Origin of the sequence: Fictibacillus tiangongensis (assembly GCF_048083785.1) — a bacterium.
In the GTDB taxonomy this organism is placed as follows: domain Bacteria; phylum Bacillota; class Bacilli; order Bacillales; family Fictibacillaceae; genus Fictibacillus.
In genome coordinates, this window is the sequence record NZ_CP182294.1 from 3,406,790 (window position 1) to 3,424,991 (window position 18,202).

General features: G+C 40.6%; 20 protein-coding genes. 5 read left to right on the plus strand and 15 right to left on the minus strand.

Going from position 1 to position 18,202, the window contains the following annotated elements:
- Window positions 1–67: 67 nt before the first annotated feature.
- The 11 genes from ACNJYY_RS18135 to ACNJYY_RS18185 form a co-directional block, all read right to left on the minus strand.
- Window positions 68–580 carry an acyltransferase gene (locus ACNJYY_RS18135; RefSeq protein WP_416729526.1) on the minus strand — a complete coding sequence of 171 codons (513 nt, stop codon included), beginning with the start codon at window positions 578–580 and terminating at the stop codon, window positions 68–70.
- Window positions 581–1,222, minus strand: a complete 642-nt coding sequence (gene ppaX, locus ACNJYY_RS18140; protein ID WP_144698058.1) for a pyrophosphatase PpaX — start codon at window positions 1,220–1,222, stop codon at window positions 581–583.
- Complete coding sequence (locus ACNJYY_RS18145) at window positions 1,197–2,165, minus strand: nucleoside recognition domain-containing protein (protein WP_416729527.1); 969 nt, start codon at window positions 2,163–2,165, stop codon at window positions 1,197–1,199. The genes ppaX and ACNJYY_RS18145 overlap by 26 nt, the downstream gene beginning before the upstream one ends.
- Before the next feature lie 17 nt (window positions 2,166–2,182).
- Entirely contained in the window at window positions 2,183–2,998 is an 816-nt protein-coding gene (lgt, locus tag ACNJYY_RS18150; RefSeq protein ID WP_191752311.1) for a prolipoprotein diacylglyceryl transferase, read from the minus strand.
- Window positions 2,999–3,020: 22 nt separating this feature from the next.
- The gene (gene hprK / locus ACNJYY_RS18155) at window positions 3,021–3,956 is read right to left on the minus strand and encodes an HPr(Ser) kinase/phosphatase (RefSeq protein WP_144698052.1); all 936 of its coding nucleotides are present in this window, start codon (window positions 3,954–3,956) and stop codon (window positions 3,021–3,023) included.
- Between the two features lie 75 nt (window positions 3,957–4,031).
- Complete coding sequence (locus tag ACNJYY_RS18160) at window positions 4,032–4,538, minus strand: GNAT family N-acetyltransferase (protein WP_416729528.1); 507 nt, start codon at window positions 4,536–4,538, stop codon at window positions 4,032–4,034.
- A 70-nt stretch (window positions 4,539–4,608) separates the two neighbouring features.
- On the minus strand, window positions 4,609–5,109 hold the full coding sequence (locus tag ACNJYY_RS18165; RefSeq protein WP_416729529.1) for a cytoplasmic protein: 501 nt from the start codon (window positions 5,107–5,109) through the stop codon (window positions 4,609–4,611).
- A gap of 1,140 nt (window positions 5,110–6,249) precedes the next feature.
- Entirely contained in the window at window positions 6,250–6,621 is a 372-nt protein-coding gene (locus ACNJYY_RS18170) for a phage holin family protein (protein ID WP_416729530.1), read from the minus strand.
- 1 nt (window position 6,622) lies between these two features.
- Complete coding sequence (locus ACNJYY_RS18175) at window positions 6,623–6,811, minus strand: PspC domain-containing protein (RefSeq protein WP_137791660.1); 189 nt, start codon at window positions 6,809–6,811, stop codon at window positions 6,623–6,625.
- A gap of 14 nt (window positions 6,812–6,825) precedes the next feature.
- Window positions 6,826–7,905 (minus strand): DUF4097 family beta strand repeat-containing protein, encoded by a 1,080-nt coding sequence (locus ACNJYY_RS18180; protein WP_416729531.1) that lies wholly within the window; start codon window positions 7,903–7,905, stop codon window positions 6,826–6,828.
- A 90-nt stretch (window positions 7,906–7,995) separates the two neighbouring features.
- Window positions 7,996–8,298: a hypothetical protein gene (locus ACNJYY_RS18185; protein WP_416729532.1), complete on the minus strand. Its 303-nt coding sequence runs from the start codon at window positions 8,296–8,298 to the stop codon at window positions 7,996–7,998.
- Between the two features lie 174 nt (window positions 8,299–8,472).
- Here ACNJYY_RS18185 and ACNJYY_RS18190 point away from each other — a divergent pair, with 174 nt between their 5' ends.
- Window positions 8,473–8,673, plus strand: a complete 201-nt coding sequence (locus ACNJYY_RS18190) for a hypothetical protein (RefSeq protein WP_416729533.1) — start codon at window positions 8,473–8,475, stop codon at window positions 8,671–8,673.
- A 103-nt stretch (window positions 8,674–8,776) separates the two neighbouring features.
- Window positions 8,777–8,980, plus strand: a complete 204-nt coding sequence (locus tag ACNJYY_RS18195) for a hypothetical protein (protein WP_416729534.1) — start codon at window positions 8,777–8,779, stop codon at window positions 8,978–8,980.
- A 223-nt stretch (window positions 8,981–9,203) separates the two neighbouring features.
- Here the strand turns inward: ACNJYY_RS18195 and uvrA are convergent, their stop codons facing one another.
- Together uvrA and uvrB are read right to left on the minus strand one after the other, a co-directional pair.
- Window positions 9,204–12,074 (minus strand): excinuclease ABC subunit UvrA, encoded by a 2,871-nt coding sequence (uvrA, locus tag ACNJYY_RS18200; protein ID WP_416729535.1) that lies wholly within the window; start codon window positions 12,072–12,074, stop codon window positions 9,204–9,206.
- 6 nt (window positions 12,075–12,080) lie between these two features.
- Entirely contained in the window at window positions 12,081–14,072 is a 1,992-nt protein-coding gene (uvrB, locus tag ACNJYY_RS18205; RefSeq protein WP_416729536.1) for an excinuclease ABC subunit UvrB, read from the minus strand.
- A 239-nt stretch (window positions 14,073–14,311) separates the two neighbouring features.
- Between uvrB and ACNJYY_RS18210 the strand changes: the two genes are divergently transcribed.
- Window positions 14,312–15,184, plus strand: coding sequence for a sulfite exporter TauE/SafE family protein (locus ACNJYY_RS18210; protein WP_416729537.1), 873 nt, complete (start codon window positions 14,312–14,314; stop codon window positions 15,182–15,184).
- Window positions 15,185–15,199: 15 nt separating this feature from the next.
- Here the strand turns inward: ACNJYY_RS18210 and ACNJYY_RS18215 are convergent, their stop codons facing one another.
- Window positions 15,200–15,430: a DUF2198 family protein gene (locus ACNJYY_RS18215; RefSeq protein ID WP_186320436.1), complete on the minus strand. Its 231-nt coding sequence runs from the start codon at window positions 15,428–15,430 to the stop codon at window positions 15,200–15,202.
- Window positions 15,431–15,674: 244 nt separating this feature from the next.
- Here ACNJYY_RS18215 and ACNJYY_RS18220 point away from each other — a divergent pair, with 244 nt between their 5' ends.
- Both ACNJYY_RS18220 and ACNJYY_RS18225 read left to right on the plus strand, forming a co-directional pair.
- Window positions 15,675–15,860: a hypothetical protein gene (locus ACNJYY_RS18220; protein ID WP_066397726.1), complete on the plus strand. Its 186-nt coding sequence runs from the start codon at window positions 15,675–15,677 to the stop codon at window positions 15,858–15,860.
- A gap of 21 nt (window positions 15,861–15,881) precedes the next feature.
- Window positions 15,882–16,682, plus strand: a complete 801-nt coding sequence (locus ACNJYY_RS18225) for a serine/threonine protein kinase (RefSeq protein WP_416729538.1) — start codon at window positions 15,882–15,884, stop codon at window positions 16,680–16,682.
- A 34-nt stretch (window positions 16,683–16,716) separates the two neighbouring features.
- Here ACNJYY_RS18225 and ACNJYY_RS18230 read toward each other — a convergent pair whose 3' ends face one another.
- A complete protein-coding gene (locus ACNJYY_RS18230; RefSeq protein ID WP_416729539.1) occupies window positions 16,717–18,093 on the minus strand; it encodes a DUF2254 domain-containing protein in 1,377 nt (458 codons plus the stop codon).
- Between the last annotated feature and the right edge of the window lie 109 nt (window positions 18,094–18,202).

Genomic DNA, 18,202 nt, shown 5'->3' on the forward strand with positions numbered 1-18,202 from the left:
TTTTTTGCCTGTTTTAAGTATACGACGAAAAACAAGAAAACCCAAGAGGGGAACTTACGACAAATTTCTAGCTTTCCATTTCCCTCTTAGATCGTTCTTCTTTCGTGTAGATGACCTGCATCGGATTACCACCAACGAAAGATCCTTCTGGGACATCTTTGTGGACGAGCGTTCCAGCTGATACGATCGCACCGTGACCGATCGTAACGCCTGGGAGGATCGTAGAGTTCGCACCGATCATCACTTCATCGCCCACGATTACGTCACCCAAACGGTATTCTTTTATTAAATATTCATGAGCTAATATCGTTGTATTATAGCCGATCACACAGTTCTTCCCTACTGATATGCGTTCCGGATACATGATGTCTGGCATGACCATCAACGCGAATGCTGTTCCCTCACCGACCTTCATCTTCAAAAAGGTACGATAGATCCAATTTTTTATCGGTAGGAATGGTGTGTATCTTGCCACTTGTATCGCAATGAAATTTTTAACCACTTTCCAGAACGGAACGGTGTCATACACCTGGTACAACGAGTTTCTTCCTTTTACCGGATAACGCTCAGTATTTCGCAATTATCTCTCTCCCAAAACATCCAGCAAATCCGTCATTTCATTCAGCATGAAGTCTGGATTAAACTGCTGCAAATAATCGTTGCCTCGAATCGTCCATGCTACACCAGCCGTTTGTGTGCCAGCGTTCTGACCCGCAAGAATATCGTACTTGCTATCGCCCACCATGATCGCTTGATCTGGGGTCGATCCAAGCAAGGCTAGCGCTTTTTGAACAGGCTCTGGATCTGGCTTCGCGTTTTTCACGTCATCCAGCGTAACGACCGTTTGAAAGAACTTATCAAGACCAACAAGGCGTAAGCCCATCTCGACTGTATTTCTCATTTTTGTAGTTACGATGCCCAGTTTATAGCCCTTTTTATACAATTCTTCTACCGTTTCAAAAACTCCTTCAAACTCTGTAACCAGTTCATCATGATGTGAGATGTTATGTTCACGGTATGTTTGAACTAAGTCTGATACTTTTTCTTTATCGAACTGCTCCATCGTCTCAACGAGCGGCATCCCCATAAACGGCAAGACACTCTCTCGATTATATTGTTCTGGAAAATGCTTATCCAACGTGTAAAGAAAAGAAGCGATGATCAGTTCGTTCGTATTGATTAATGTTCCGTCTAAATCAAATAGTATGGTGTTGCGTTTCATGTTGTCGTTCCTTTCTTGTTAAACGATTTTTCCGTTCCAGCTTGTTCCATACGTAAGCTACTAATACCGTAAGAACGATCGCCGTCACAACTCGAATGATCAGCAGCGGCAGAACCGGAATGCCTAATGGTACAAAAACAAGCGTATCCTCAACAACAGCATGACAGCTTACGAGAAAGATAAAAGCCAAATACAGATCTTTCTTTGATACGCCATCCTCTTTTGCAGCCTGCATCATCACACCTGCTCCATATGCGAGACCGATCGTAAGACCAGCTGCCATCGTCATGGACGTGTTCTCTTTCATACCTAAAAGTTTCATAGCTGGAGCCATCCAGTTCGAAAACTTGTTCAGCCATCCTTTGTCCTTCATATATTGCATGATAATCATGAGCGGTATGACGATAAGTGCGAGTTGCAGAATACCGAGTGACGCTTTTTCTAAAGCTGTGAGCGTGATTTCTCCCCAGCCATCTGGTGCCGCTTCAGGCTTTGATATAAAACCATACTGTGCTTTTTCTGTTCCGCCATCCCATAAAAGATTGATCATAAATGCAGAAAAGAGTGCCAAGCCAATTCTAACAAGTAGAATTACCCATAATTTGATGCCCACACTAGCTGCTACACCAGATTCAATAAATAGGTTGTGAGAAAATGAAAGCATAACAGCTAGAATAAACACATCTTGCACCGTTAAAGAATCGAGAGTCAGAATCCCCCCGATTCCGGCATATAGATTCAGAAAGTTACCGAGAACGAGCGGGATCGCCGCTTCACCCGGAAGACCGATCCATTTCATGGCTGGTGCTAAAACAGAGATCAGCCAATCTAACACCGGTGTGTGACTCAGCAACGTGATGAGTAAAGTGACAGGAAAAATGATCTTCCCTAGCGTCCAAGTGGTTTTTAAGCCTGCAAGTGTGCCTTTTTTTAACGTTTCCACTTTTCATTCGCCTCCTTTTAACTTTCTAGATATCGTTGTTTAGCCAATCCTGCTTTTCTTCTATAGATCCAGATGATCACCGCTGCTGCAATCCAGATCAAACTCACCACTTGTGCGATACGAAGAGAAGTTCCCCAAACGATCAAACTGTCCGTACGAAGACCTTCTACAAAGAAACGTCCAATTGAATACCAAATAATATATGTTAAGAACAATTCACCTCGGTGAAGGTTAACACGGCGCAAATAAAGCAAGACGATAACACCTATGAAACTCCAAAGTGATTCATAGAGAAAAGTTGGGTGATAATAAGTGCCGTCAATATACATCTGATTGATAATAAAGTCGGGCAGCATGAGTGATTCTAAAAAGTTTCGTGTCACTTCCCCGCCATGAGCCTCTTGGTTCATGAAGTTGCCCCAGCGTCCGATCGCCTGACCGAGCAAGATGCTAGGTGCTGCGATATCAACAAGTTTCCAGAACGAGATCTTCTTGACTCTTGAAAAAACGAGTGCCGTTAAGAACGAACCGATCAACGCACCATGAATCGCGATTCCGCCTTCCCATACAGCAAGGATCTTTCCTGGATGGTCTTTATAAAAATCCCATTCAAACGCTACATAATAAAGCCTTGCACATAAAATAGCCACTGGCACTGCGATCATGACTACATCAACGAACGTATCCTTAGCAAGCCCGCGTCTCTCTGATTCTCTTACCGCAAGCCAAAGGCCAAGCATCGCGCCAAACCCAATAATAAGTCCGTACCAATAGATCGTGAGCGGCCCTAACTCGAGTGCTACACGATTTAGAGGTTGAATCGTTTCTTCCACAGTCTACACTTCCTTCACATTCTTATAGGTCTTCTTCATCTCCAGCTTCAATTACATCAGTCAAACGGTCTGAGAATTGCTGTGCGGCATTCATGCCCATTCTCTTCAAACGGAAGTTCATCGCTGCGACTTCAATAATGACCGCTAAGTTTCGTCCAGGACGAACAGGAATCGTTAAGATCGGTATTTCCGTATCAATGATCTTTGTTGTCTCTTCTTCTAAACCTAAGCGGTCATAGACTTTTTTAGAATCCCAAGCTTCCAGATTCATAACGATTGAGATCTTTTTATAGTTGCGGATCGCTCCAGCACCGAACAACGTCATCACGTTGATGATGCCAAGACCTCGAATCTCAAGAAGATGCTGTATGAGTTCAGGTGCGCTTCCGATAAGCGTATCTTCATCTTCCTGTCTGATCTCAACCGAATCATCCGCTACTAACCGGTGCCCTCGTTTTACAAGTTCAAGCGCTGTCTCACTTTTCCCGACACCAGAGTTACCTGTGATTAAAACTCCGATCCCATAAATATCTACTAATACACCATGTTTAGCAGTCGTTGGCGCTAAACGACTCTCTAAATAATTCGTGATACGACTGGATAAACGCGTTGTAGTAACGGGTGAACGCATGATCGGCACTCCGCTTTTATGAGAAGCTTTAAGCAGTTCTTTAGGGACTTCGATGTCTCTAGAAACGATGATTCCCGGTGTCTCATCCGTGCAAAGTGCTGTTAAACGCTCCATGCGTGTGTCAGGATCGAGCTCTGAAATAAACGAAAGCTCTGTTTTCCCAAGAAGCTGTAGTCGCTCACCTGGATAAAAGGTAAAATAACCAGCCATCTCTAGACCTGGCCGTGAGATGTCGCTCGTTCGAATCGTGCGGTGAATCCCTTCTTCACCACTAACAAGCTCTAGATGGAATTTCTTTATGAGTTCATGAATATGTACCTTAGCCATTGGGTCCTCCTCGACATTTTTCAATGATTCTATTGTATCACTTCAACCACGGATTAACCAAAGACTACTATGAGCTTATTTCTCACTTTCCTCCCAACTGTAAACATCAACAGGTATCATATTAAACGTTGTTTCTTTATGGAGGGTCATCCCTATTCGAGAAGCAACAGAAATAGACTTATTATTTTTCCGCTGAATCAAGCAGATCAGGCGCGAAATTCCTAATTCCTGAACAGCGTAACTTTTGAAGTGAACTGCAGCCTCTGTTGCATAGCCGCTTCCCCAATATTCCTTCGCCAGCCAATAGCCGATCTCGAATTCTTTCTTCCCATCGATCGTTTGCTGCACAATACCTGCGTGACCAATCGGAACTAGACTTTCCCTATGTTCGATCAGAAACAATCCTCTGCCCTCACGATATCCAGGAAGAAGCCATTCTTCAAAGCTTTTTCGAGCTTCTTCTTCTGAACGAGTTACCCCTTTCCCGATGAATTGAACGACATCAGGATCTGCCCATAATGATGCAAAAAACGAAAAATCCTCTGTCGTATACGGTCGGAATTTTAATCTTTCTGTTTGCAAGATTCTCAGCTCCTTCTAAAAAAAATGCCGTTTGATCGAGTTCGAAGCAAACGGTAAATGATTATTGTTCTTATTTCACATCTATAAAAATCTTATCATGAACGGAGAGCTTTTGACTTGGTTTTGTTAAACAATCGTTTAACAGAATCTTCCCTGTTTTTATGTGTTGAGCGATCTCTGTCCTGCTCCACCCTTCAATGTGGTCTGCAAGTGTGCGATCAATTCGAAAGTTCCCTTTAACTGATGTTATCTTTATTTCGCATAAAGAATCCCCTCTCTTCAAGGAGGTAATCTTCTTACCGGGCTCTATCTCTATAAATGATGTAGGAACAATCGATAGGGGATCGACATGCTCTGTGAACGATTTATAAATGTTGAGCTTTTTGTTCCAAGAATGATTTTTCGGGCATTTATAAATCGAAAACTGATAGATGTTCTTTCCATTTGCGTTGTGTCTCTGTATGGTCGTATCTGTAAAAGTCGTAACTTTCCCGCACATTTTGCACTGTTTTTTTACCGTGTCCGCTCTCATTTGTTGATGGAGTGCTAAAGCAAATTGTTGTATCTGCATTTTTTCTTCACCTCTAAAAATGTAGTAGTGAAGAAATACAACTTCTATTTGATTTCTTGCAGTACGTAAATAAGCTCCCCTAATACAAGGAGAGCTTTGAACGCAATGTTACCCGTTATAACGGACTGCAGTTCGCTGTATTTCCTCTGTAATGGGTTGTAGACAGACTTCTCCCGAGGTCAGAAACACGTTGTTTCTTAACGGTTGAGAAGCGATCTAAATTGTGTTCCATTACAGATTAAATGTTGGCATACAGGTCACTTGAGGTCCTTTCTTTCAAACAGAATACCTTAATATTACTATAAAATATAAAATATGGAAACCGGATGATGCTTCTGTTAGGGAGGTTACTTAAAAAGCATACCTGGATGGGGGGATCTCCGCTCCAGGGTACATGCTTTCCGCGAGGCGGGCGGTGAGCCCCTTGCCGCATCACGCCTTCTCACCTGACCCACTCGTCCCGCAGGAGTCAGTACCCTTCCGCTCCAATCCCTGACAGAGTTGCTTAAAAAATAACAAGAACTTAAGTAATTATGGGTTATACCAGATGATAATAAACAACCGTCAACACTCTCTAGTTTTAAAGGGGCATTTTGATTTGATTGTGATGAACAAAGAAAGTATTAAACGAAAACACTCAGAGAGGTAGGCATGACCATTCTTTCTTTCATGCAAAATGAAACCTAATTATCACCATTTTAAATTTAAAAAGTTGTTTTCTAAAAGATCGTTGCTTTAAAGTGTTTTTTATTTTCTTCTTTGACTTTTGATTGTAGTGGAAGGTGCGAGACTCCTGCGGGACAGGCGGGCAGTTTGAAAAGAGGAAGTGGCTCGTTCAGCCCCGACAAGCAAAAGTTGAACGGTCTATGAAGGCCGCAATTTGCCTTCTTGACCGTTTAACTTTTGACCTCGAGGGGCTAGCCACTGCAACTAGACAGCTGAGACACTTAAGAGTGAAACGTACGAATGTGGCTTACCGCTTGCCCCGCGGAAAGTGAGCAACCTGGAACGGAAATCAACTACTTTCAAAGCAACAATGAATATGAAAACAGACTTTTAAAAAAGAAAAACCGGTGAAAATCCACCGGTTTTTTCAAGCTTGTAAGAAAGATGCTTATTTCAATAAATAAAACTGCTACTTTAGTTTCTTTTCCGCTTCTTTCTTAAAGGCTCCAAAACAAAATTCGTCAGGAACATATTCAGAAGTGAAATGATGAGTGCAGCGAGTAATGCCATGCCGAATCCATCAATGTTAAACGAGCTTCCCATCAATTCTGCCGTTAACGATAATAGTGCTGCGTTAATGACGATTAAAAATAATCCTAAAGAGAAAATAGTCACAGGCAATGTCAACAGGACCAGGATCGGCTTTAGAAAAACGTTAAACAGTGATAACAAAACGCTGGCTAATAATGCTGCACTGATGTTTTCTATATGAAAAGCATCAAAGTACCCTGCTACTACCATCAGCGCAATCGTGTTAATCAATAAAGAAGCGAACCAGCTCACCATTTTATACGCCATCCTCCGGCATGACAGCTAGTGCGATAATATAAGCTAAACCAACTGGGATAACCGCTGTAAACAGGGCCAGTGCAACTGTTCCTAATCGGACAACCGTCGGATCAACATTCATATACTCTGCAATTCCACCGCAAACTCCTGAAATTTTAGCATCGTTCGATCTTTTAAGTTTTTTCATGATGTAAGTCACCTCTATTTCGCTTTTAACACCACAACAGAGCCTGTTTTTGCCTCCGCCTCCAATTTAAAAGACGGCCAGCCCTTATCTCCGTTCGCTATAAAAGAAAGAAACTTTCGAGTCACTTCTTTCTTTTCTTCTCGGACCTCAACAGATTCAAAATCACAAACAAATCCGCCAACGATTGTTTTAAGAACGGCATCAAGCTCTACTGTTTCTGGGAATTCTGTTTCTATTTTTCCCGTCACCGTCTTAAAAGATGCATACCCTTCAACCGATGAAGCAAAACGGCAGTAGATTGAACCATTTATGGTTTCTGACCGGACTTGTGAAGCATCTACTGAAAGGCGTACAGGTCCGTTCATCGTTTCTGCTTCTACATCTTTAAACTGACAATCGTTAAGCGTTAATGAGCCATTAGCAGCAGATGCTTTAACGTTCTCCCCCGTACAGTGGTTCATCGCAATCGCTCCTACAGTCGTTTTAACTGTCAGTGTTTTTGCATGAGAATCACTTATTTTTACAGGTCCGTTAAACGTTGTAATCTTTATCTCATCATAAGCTTCTCTTGGAATAGAGATTACGGCGTTTACCTTTTGATGCTTATTTCTAGAATAGAAGCGCAACTTTGTGGCATCACAATCATAGAACGTTTCATTTCTAAATTTCGTTTTCGCTGAAGATCCTTCTGGCACTTTATAAACATGTGCATCGCACTCTACTTGCACGTCTTTTCGATCCCATGGAACGACCGTTACTGAACCGTTGTATACTTCAACGTCCATCGCCTGAAACATAACATGACTATCTTGAAAGACATAGTGAACAGGTTCAGAAGGTCCGAAATTCAAGTCAAAATCAACCGTCTTAATACGCTTTACAACACGGTCTAAAAACTTTGCCACTTTATAACCAGAAGTCGGCAGCTTAACTGCGGTAGCACCATTCACAGCTTTCTTTTTTAGGTTGAGAGAACTGATTGAGCTCAGCTGCAGCTTCTTCTTATCATTAAGGGCATACAAAAGTTTCTCCGCTTCTTCAACTGAGATCTTACCTTCGTTCAGCATGTTTAAAATCATTTTGCGTTCTTCCATACATTGACGCCTCCTTTTTGGGGTTCCGTCACCGGCGTCGGCTGATTCTAAGATGACTGAGACTTTCCGGTATTACTTGTACAAAATAGATTATGAGACGATTACCTTTATCCCTTTAACAATATTCCAGATCATCACAATTAATGTCAGCGTTCCAAAAATGAGTGCACTTATAATAATAGCGACTAGATGATATTGCGTTTCAAAAATGATAATAATACCTAATGGAACAGCGATAATGGGCAATAGATGGGACAAAAATGATTTTTTTGCGTGCTCCATCACTTCAGGCTCATCTGCGATTAGGTATACAGCGATCGGAAATAAAAATGGTGCGAAAAACAGACTAAAATAACATAGTGCAGAAATTGCTTTTTTCGAGCCTTCCTTCATGAAACAAGACCTCCTGCTTTATTAAAACAATAACTAACGGGACTACAAGCAAAAGGCACGTGCCTTTTTTACTTCGACCCCTTTAAACAATCTTCCTTTATCTCTATAGCCATTCGACATAACTTCTAAAATTCCGTATCATAATGACAAAAACAACCAAGGGAGCAACTACCATTGAAACAGATTCGAACGTTAAAAATTCTTTTAATAGTATTAGCTATACTAATGATCACTAGCATTATATTCGGCGTTATGACTGAAGATGCTATAGAACTTACCGTAAGTGACCGAATTCTCGCCGGCCTTTTTGGGTCATTCATCGTAATTGTAATAAACTATGTAATTTACAAGCTTCTTTCTAAGATATGGAAATAAAAACACTATCTATTTTATACGAAAATTGTCGTTTTGGGGAGTTTTTGTTTAAGAAAACCATGAAAAAGGAATGGATATATAACTAAGACAGGAGTGATTTATTATGGCTGATGTAAAAAAGAATCAAAAAGGCAAAATGGACAATCCTGAACAATACAAAACAGATCAACAAAGCTTGTTTGATAAATTTGAGAGTGAGCAAAACGTTGATCCCATTCCGATGGAAGATCTTAAACAAGAAAAGCGTGAAGAGAAGGACAAAAAAGGTACAAAAAATTCTTCTTCTTCAGAGGAAAAATATAAATAGAAATTAATATTCAAATGCACCTTTTCTTAAAAAGAGAAGGTGTATTTTTTCCGCTTTCTTCCTTCACCATTTCATAGCATAAAAATCCTATTTCAATTATTTAGTACAAAATGGTTGGAGCATATGGGATTGTTCCTTTCCTCCCAACTCTTCACTTTTAGTAGAAAAAGGAGGGTGAAATATTTTCACCCTCCTTTCTTTAATAACCTATTGTTTTAATAGTCTATTTAATCGTTTCTTTTTCTTTAATCTTTCCAGTCATACGTTTCTTATCTCGTTTTAAGATTGGAGCAAGATAACGGCCGGTGTGAGAAGCTTCGATTTCAGCTAACTCCTCTGGCGTACCAGTACCAACGATCATACCGCCCTTATCCCCACCTTCAGGTCCAAGGTCGACTAAATGATCACACTGTTTGATGACATCAAGATTATGCTCAATAACAAGTACAGAATCTCCGTTATCTACAAGTCTTTGAAGAACGACAAGCAAACGAGAAATATCATCTACGTGAAGACCAGTTGTTGGTTCATCTAGAATGTAGATCGTTTTCCCTGTAGAACGCTTATGAAGCTGTGACGCAAGCTTCACACGCTGTGCTTCTCCTCCAGAAAGAGTGGTAGCCGATTGACCAAGCTTAATATAACCAAGACCTACATCAAGAATAGTCTGAAGCTTCCGATTGATCTTAGGGATGTTGGCAAAGAACTCAACAGAATCTTCCACCGTCATATCTAAGATGTCAGCGATGTTTTTCCCTTTATACTTCACTTCTAGCGTTTCTCTATTATATCGTTTACCATGACAAACTTCACATGGTACGTATACATCCGGCAAGAAATGCATTTCAATTTTAATAATTCCATCCCCACGGCATGCTTCACAACGCCCACCTTTTACGTTGAAGGAGAAGCGTCCTTTTTTATAACCACGAACTTTCGCTTCATTCGTTGATGCAAACACATCACGAATATCATCAAATACTCCCGTATATGTCGCTGGATTCGATCGTGGCGTTCTGCCTATTGGAGACTGGTCGATATCAATAACTTTATCAATATGTTCTAGACCCTTCATAGACTTATGAGCACCAGGCTTGTCCTTTGCACGGTGCAGCTTTTGTGCAAGAGCTTTATGCAGGATCTCATTAACAAGCGTACTCTTTCCAGATCCCGATACACCTGTCACTCCTGTAAACAACCCTAATGGAATCTTAGCAGAAACGTTCTTTAAGTTGTTCTCTGTTGCACCTTTTACTTCAATATACCTTCCATCTGGCTTACGTCTTTCTTTTGGAAGAGGAATAAACTTTTTACCAGACAAATATTGCCCTGTCAGTGAGGCTGGGTCTTCCATAATCTCTTGTGGTGTACCTTGTGATGTGATCACACCACCATGTGCACCGGCACCAGGACCGATATCGATAACATAGTCAGCTGCTAGCATCGTATCTTCGTCATGCTCAACGACGATCAACGTATTCCCAAGAGAACGCATTTCTTCAAGTGTTCGAATCAGTCGGTCATTATCTCTCTGATGAAGGCCGATTGACGGCTCATCAAGAATATAAAGAACGCCCATCAAACGTGACCCCACTTGAGTCGCAAGGCGAATACGCTGTGCTTCACCGCCGGATAGCGTACCAGCAGCTCGGCTTAGCGTTAAATAGTCTAGTCCTACATTGATCAAGAAACCTGAACGATCCACGATCTCGCGGAGAATCAGCTTCGCAATTGCACGTTCTTTATTTGTCAGGTCGAGGTTATCGAAGAAGTTCTTTGCTTCTGTTATGGATAGAGCAGTCGTTTCACCGATATGTTTTCCGTTGATTAAAACAGAAAGAGCTTCTTTTTTCAGTCGATGTCCTTTACATGTTGGACATGGCTTTTGTGCCATATATCCTTCCATCTGCTCACGAATATAATCTGAACTCGTTTCACGGTATCTGCGCTGAATGTTGCCTAATACACCTTCAAATTGAATCTCATTTTTACGTACTTGACCAAAATCATTTTTGTACGTGAATGTAAGGTACTCCTTACTTCCGTTCAAAATTTTATCCATATGATCTTTTGGCAGAGATTCAACGGGTACATCCATATCGATACCAAAGTGGTTACAGATACTTTCAAGAAGCTGCGGATAATATTGCGAACTGATTGGTTCCCAAGGTGCGATGGCGTTGTCTCGTAAAGTACGACTCCAGTCTGGAATAACGAGCTCTGGGTCTACTTCAAGCTTTACTCCTAAACCATCACACGAAGAGCACGCCCCAAATGGACTGTTGAATGAAAACAAACGTGGTTCTAATTCACCAATCGAAAATCCACAATGAGGACAAGCATGGTTTTGCGAGAATAAAAGTTCCTCTTCTTCCATAACATCGACGACAACACTTCCTCCACCAAGGTTAAGTGCCGCTTCAAGAGAATCAGCTAGACGAGTAGCTACTCCTTCTTTTACGACGATACGGTCGATCACAATTTCAATCGTATGTTTTTTATTTTTCTCAAGCTTAATTTCCTCAGAGATTTCACGCATCTCTCCGTCGATTCGAACACGAACATACCCTTGTTTCTTAATATCTTCAAGCGCTTTAACATGTTCTCCTTTTCGACCGGAAACAACAGGTGCTAAAATTTGAAGTTTTGTACGCTCAGGATATTCTAAGATTCGGTCAACCATTTGTTCAATCGTTTGGGAAGTGATCTCCACGTTATGAACAGGACATACCGGTCGACCGATACGTGCGAATAGAAGACGTAGATAGTCATAGATTTCAGTAACCGTACCTACTGTTGAGCGAGGATTACGGCTCGTTGTTTTTTGATCGATTGAAATAGCAGGTGACAGCCCCTCGATCGAATCCACATCGGGCTTGTCCATCTGTCCGAGAAACTGGCGGGCATAAGCAGAGAGAGATTCAACGTAACGGCGCTGTCCTTCTGCATAAATCGTATCAAAAGCAAGTGAAGATTTACCCGAACCAGATAAGCCGGTTAAAACAACCAGCTTATCACGCGGGATCGTAATATCTATATTCTTTAAATTATGGGCTCTAGCACCCTTTACAATTATGTTTTGATTGGTAGCCAACTGCTATCATCCTTCCGCTTTTAACTCAAGAATGAGGTCACGAAGCTCTGCTGCACGCTCGAACTGAAGGTTCTTTGCAGCATCCTTCATCTCTTTTTCCATACGCTCGATAAACGCTTCGCGATCTTTCTTGCTCATCTTTTGCTTAGGAGCTTTTGAACTTGTATACGTTTCTGTATCTTCGGCAGCTTGAGTCGCACGAATCACATCACGCACTTCTTTTTTAATCGTTGTCGGCGTGATTCCATGCTTTTCGTTGTGTTCCATCTGTTTCTGTCGTCTGCGCTGCGTCTCATCAATCGCGATCTGCATGGACTTTGTAATCTTATCTCCATACATAATAACGTGACCGTTTGAGTTACGAGCAGCACGACCAATTGTTTGGATCAACGAACGCTCTGAACGTAAGAATCCCTCTTTATCTGCATCTAAAATGGCAACGAGAGAAACTTCAGGAATATCTAACCCTTCACGCAGCAAGTTAATGCCGATGAGTACATCAAACACACCAAGACGCAGATCGCGTATGATTTGAATCCGTTCTAGCGTCTTTATCTCTGAATGCAGGTATCGAACTTTTATGCCGAGCTCCACAAAATAATCGGTAAGATCTTCAGACATCTTTTTCGTTAACGTTGTAACAAGAACTCGTTCGTTTTTCTCGATTCTTTCGTTGATCTCCCCTAGTAAATCATCGATTTGACCTTTGATGGGACGGACTTCTAGTGTAGGATCCAAGAGCCCTGTTGGACGAATAATCTGCTCAACCGGATCAGGTGCGTGCTCGAGCTCATACGGACCAGGTGTTGCTGATACGTAAATGTGCTGAAACTTTGTGTAACGCTCAAATTCATCGAACGTTAACGGACGATTATCTTTTGCGGAAGGCAGTCGGAATCCATGATCGACAAGGACGCCTTTTCTCGCTTGGTCTCCATTAAACATTCCACGAATCTGCGGGAGAGTAACATGGGACTCATCAATAACAATCAGTGAATCATCCGGAAAATAGTCTAGAAGTGTGTATGGCGTTGAACCTAATGGTCTTAGAGTCAGATGAACAGAATAGTTCTCGATCCCTGAACAGAACCCCATTTCCGCCATCATCTCCAGGTCGTATCTTGTACGCTGTTCAAGACGCTGAGCTTCTAACAGTTTTCCAGCTTCATTCAATTCTTTTAGGCGATCTTCAAGTTCAGCTTCAATACGCTTGATCGCTACTTTCATCTTCTCTTCACGTGTTACGAAGTGGGAAGCAGGGAAAATGGCAACGTGTTTACGTTCACCAAGAATTTCACCTGTTAGTGCATCCACTTCCGTAATGCGGTCGATCTCATCACCAAAAAACTCCACACGAAGACAATGTTCGTCTCGTGAGGCTGGGAAGATTTCCACGACATCTCCTCTAACTCGGAACGTACCACGAGTAAAGTTAATATCATTTCGGTTGTATTGAACATCTACAAGGTCACGTAAAAGCTGGTCACGGTCTTTCTCCATTCCTTCTCTTAAGGAGATCACCATGTCTTTATACTCTTCAGGTGAACCTAGACCATAAATACATGAAACACTGGCCACAATAATAACGTCTTTTCGTTCAAAAAGTGATGAGGTAGCCGAGTGGCGAAGTTTATCGATCTCATCATTAATACTTGCATCTTTTTCGATATACGTATCAGAATGTGCGATGTATGCTTCTGGCTGATAATAATCGTAATACGAAACAAAATATTCAACTGCGTTGTTCGGAAAAAATTCTTTTAACTCACTGTAAAGCTGTCCGGCTAATGTTTTGTTATGAGCAATAACAAGAGTCGGTTTGTTTACTTCCTGAATAACATTTGAGACCGTAAACGTCTTCCCTGTTCCGGTCGCACCAAGCAGGGTCATACTCTTCTTTCCTGCGTTTATATTGTTCACAAGATGTTTGATCGCTGCGGGCTGATCCCCTTGTGGCTGATAGTTTGATTTGATTTCGAACAATTGACTTTGACTCACAAAACCGAACCTCCGTTCCTAAATTCTGGTTACTCAAATTATAGCACAGCCCTTATCCAAAACCTAATAATTACGAACAAATATTCGCAGAAGTTTCTGGAAAGAAAGTAAAGTGGTATACTCAAAGGTAGGCGCAAGATGGGAAATAAATTGTTTGGGGTCAGACCCCATTTCCCACTAGCAATACCATGATTTTTAGAAAAATTGTAGAAGGCGTGTCCCCTTAAAGGAGTTTTAAAATGGAGTTTTTTTATATACTGCTTGGTTTATGCATCGGTATCTTTTCAGGCATTTTTGGAATTGGTGGCGGCTTTATTCTAACACCCGTCCTCATTCTTTTCGGCATTCCGCCTCTGTCTGCGATTGGAACGAGTCTCATGTACTCTATCGGGACAAGTGTTTCAGGAGTTGCTGCTCATCTGAGATTTAAGAATATTATATGGAAAACTGCTGGTGTTCTAGGGATTATCGGGATCGGTGCCACACAGGTCGCGCATCCACTTGTAGTATGGTTAGAGAAGATGGATTACGACGATACGATCATCCCATTATTTTATATTGTTCTTCTTGCCTACTTTGCTCTTTCCCTGCTTTATAAGCAAACAAAACGCAAGAATATAGCGCAAAGCACTACCGAGATCTACTTCTCTTGGCCAAAAGCAGTTTTTATTGGATTTACAGGAGGATTTATTTCTACGACATTAGGAGTCGGCGGAGGATTCGTAATGGTGCCTATGCTCATTTCTTTACTGAAGTTTCCTTCTAGAAAAGCTGTTGGGACGAGCTTAGTCAGTGTGTTTTTCATTGTAAGTGCTGGTTTCTTAACTTACGCATCAAGTGTTCAGATTGATTATAAACTTGGTCTTCTACTTATATTAGGCGCCCTTGTAGGCACTCAGCTAGGAGCCAAACTGACAACCATCTATTCCAGTGAACAGATTCAAAAGTATTTAGGTGCCTTGTACATCACGATTTTAAGCTCAGTCATTCTAAAACTTGTTCACTTAGATAAAGCCGGACTTGGCATCATTACACTGTATGTGTTAACCATGCTCGTACTTTTCTTAAAAGAAACCATTATTCATACAAAAAGAAAGACGTCTACCTCATGAAGGTGACGTCTTTTTTTATTTTACTTTTCTTTTTTGTTTGTTATAAATTTTAAGACCAAGAAAAAAGCCAACAATCGTAGAAACTACAGCCACGATTTGGAGAGGCAACGGTTGATTCAAACCATCAAAACCAAAAATCATAATAACGATCGTAATCCCTAAAGGTAAATATTTAGTAAACAATACTCTATTAAAAAGCAGCTGCAAACATAAAGGCAATAAAGCTGCAACACTATATTCCAACATGAAACGAAGAACCCCTCTCCTTGAACACCTCACAAAAAACATCATTTTTGTAAACGTTCTGATATACCTCTCTAAATTTAACAAAACTTTCTAGACAAAAACAAGGAAATTGTTGCGGGAAATAAATTGTTTGGGGTCAGACCCCTTCTCTTTGAAACTTTTTGTTTAAAAGTACGTACAGTAGGATAATGCTTGAAAAGGACGAATAAGATTTAACAAGTATCTTCAAAGGAGATGATTTTTCATGTTAAAGAAACTATTAAAATCACTATTGGGACACAGCAGCCATAAAAAGTACAGCAGCTCTGGCTACAAATATAAGAAAAGCTACAAGAAATACAGCAGCAGTGACTTTGGCAAGAAGCATTATGGTGGATATGGACACAAGCATTATAAAAAGAAAAAGAGAAGCAGCTTCTTTAGCTCCTAATCTGAGTTAAGATAAAACCAAATGATAACTGAACTTTGGAAAGGTCTGCAAAGAACGTTATGGGACAGACCTTTTAAAGCTGGGCATCTCATTCATGAGCGATATCTTATCCAAGAAGTTCTTGGAATGGGCAGCTACGGTATTACGTATTTAGCACTCGATCGGCAAACAGAAGAGATCATCGTCTTAAAACAGCTGAGGAACACAAAAGCCAAAACCACAGCTGGGCTTCTCTCTTTTCAAAGAGAGTCTCAGATTTTAGAAGCGCTGCATCAACACCCCGTTCCGAAGCTATTGAATACCTTTCAAGATGAACAAGGTCACTTTATTGCTATGGAGTGGATTAAGGGAGAAACATTCGAAGATCTAATTTTTCGTGACAATCAAACGTATAACGAAGAAGAAACGATCGCGATTCTGCTAGAGCTTCTAAACATAACTGAGCGCTTTCACGAGAAAGGGATCATACATCGAGATCTTCGTATTCCAAATATCATACAACGTGATAACAAACTGACCGTGATTGATTTTGGACTTGCTTGTTATTTATCAGACAAACACCAAGAGGTTGAAGATCCGAATGATCATCCTGAGAAACTTCGGATGCGGGCTGTTAAAGTGGAAAGCGACTTGTTTGCTCTCGGTCATTTTGCACTCTTTCTTCTATACTCTTCTTACGTGCCTCAGTCAAAAAAAGAGTTGAGCTGGGAAGATGAATTAGAAATATCACTTCCTTTAAAATCAATTCTTCGGAAAATGCTCCAACTTGACAAGCCGTTTCATTCGGCTGCTGACGTTCAAAACGCATTGCGCTCCATATAAAAAAGCTCGGTACTTATACCGGGCTTTTCTTGGTTTATGGTTGTTTACTTTTAAACAAGAACTCTTCATATTCTTTTTCATGTTTGGTCGTAACAGAAAGATTTTGCAGTGCTCTGTGAAATTGTTGATAATCCAGAGCGAATAAGAAATGATTCTCTAACCCGCTAGCGGTTAGTACCCCAAATTCCCAGACTGGGTTATAATCACGCTTATTTAAGGATTTTGCCATCAAATCCAGAACTTTCAAGATCTCCGTACACACGATCACGTTATCTTTCGCATAGTGACGAATATATCCAAAACCGTTGTATAAATAATGGCTAAAATCTCGTTCTTGTAAAACGACGCGCAGATTATTCTGTTTATCTACCAGATACTTTGAGAATATAGATCCTCGTGAAATTGTAGTAAGAACTTCACCTAATTGATAAATAGAGTTAATCGCTGTTTTTGGATCATTATTTCCTAGAGATCTGATCGCAACTTCTACAAGCTTATTAATACTAAATTCAATATCTTGTACTTCCGTTTGCCTTCTTCCAATACTAATGAGTGACAAATATTTTTCTTCGTCTATTTCATTCTCACCTTTTTTCCAATAAGTAACAAAAGGTGTTGTAGCATATACATAACTTCCGATCGCATACTCCAAACGTATGACGATATCATCTCGTTCTGCTTCTTTCATGATGGAGATGAAATCCACCAATTGGATAAATCCCGATTTGCGAGCTTTAATCTCATTACCGTTTTCCTCACATATTTCACTGTTCACCGTCGTTAAATCATTTACTTTATAAGGATCCACTTCATCCTCTAGTGTACTTTTCACGATAGATAATGCTTCATTCTTCATATCATATGTCATTTGGTTCACTTGAAGCCAAGCGACAGCATGATTGATAAAAAAGATAAACGTTCCCATCGCAAAGGCTGCAATGATTGCTGCTACCAACGGAACAGCAAAATAGTATTCAGCCATTCTTTTGTTCAAAAATAAAAAACTCAACAACATATAAATAAAACTTGAGGTAAATATCCCTAGAACACGCTGAGTTGACTTACTAGCTATAAAGTTTTTCAACATACGAGGAGAAAACTGTCCAGAAAACGTCGTAAACACAACAAGAATTAAGTTAAAGGTAAAGGTGGTCAGAGTTAGCGTGGCTGCGGTAAGCGTCCCTACTAAATTTTGTGTGAGATCATAATCCACTGCAAAAAAAGGACGCATCTGATTGCCTAAGTCATACTTTAGATCTGTTGTTAACGTGGCCGTAACGAGTAGTGCAGAAAACAAGACATAAAGAACGGGAGTAAACCACATATTCGATTGAACGGTATGTGATAGTTCCCTCTCGGACATTTTTGTATATTTCTTTAAATAATTATCTAACAGGTTCAATCTAAACATGTGTACATCCCCTCAGAAGTATAAAAAAAACGGTTATTTGGACCTACTTAAAATGATAGTAGTTCCTCTCCTATTTTGCCCTATTAAAAAAAAGTCAAACTTTCTACCG

Coding starts and splice junctions, on each gene's coding strand:
- ppaX (WP_144698058.1), bottom strand. CDS start 1,222: ATGAAACGCAACACCATACTATTTGATTTAGACGGAACATTAATCAAT.
- ACNJYY_RS18195 (WP_416729534.1), top strand. CDS start 8,777: ATGGCTGATGTAAAAAAGAATCAAAAAGGCAAAATGGACAATCCTGAA.
- ACNJYY_RS18220 (WP_066397726.1), top strand. CDS start 15,675: ATGTTAAAGAAACTATTAAAATCACTATTGGGACACAGCAGCCATAAA.
- ACNJYY_RS18180 (WP_416729531.1), bottom strand. CDS start 7,905: ATGGAAGAACGCAAAATGATTTTAAACATGCTGAACGAAGGTAAGATC.
- ACNJYY_RS18215 (WP_186320436.1), bottom strand. CDS start 15,430: ATGTTGGAATATAGTGTTGCAGCTTTATTGCCTTTATGTTTGCAGCTG.
- ACNJYY_RS18185 (WP_416729532.1), bottom strand. CDS start 8,298: ATGAAGGAAGGCTCGAAAAAAGCAATTTCTGCACTATGTTATTTTAGT.
- hprK (WP_144698052.1), bottom strand. CDS start 3,956: ATGGCTAAGGTACATATTCATGAACTCATAAAGAAATTCCATCTAGAG.
- ACNJYY_RS18230 (WP_416729539.1), bottom strand. CDS start 18,093: ATGTTTAGATTGAACCTGTTAGATAATTATTTAAAGAAATATACAAAA.
- ACNJYY_RS18225 (WP_416729538.1), top strand. CDS start 15,882: ATGATAACTGAACTTTGGAAAGGTCTGCAAAGAACGTTATGGGACAGA.
- ACNJYY_RS18170 (WP_416729530.1), bottom strand. CDS start 6,621: ATGGTGAGCTGGTTCGCTTCTTTATTGATTAACACGATTGCGCTGATG.
- ACNJYY_RS18210 (WP_416729537.1), top strand. CDS start 14,312: ATGGAGTTTTTTTATATACTGCTTGGTTTATGCATCGGTATCTTTTCA.
- ACNJYY_RS18165 (WP_416729529.1), bottom strand. CDS start 5,109: ATGCAGATACAACAATTTGCTTTAGCACTCCATCAACAAATGAGAGCG.
- ACNJYY_RS18175 (WP_137791660.1), bottom strand. CDS start 6,811: ATGAAAAAACTTAAAAGATCGAACGATGCTAAAATTTCAGGAGTTTGC.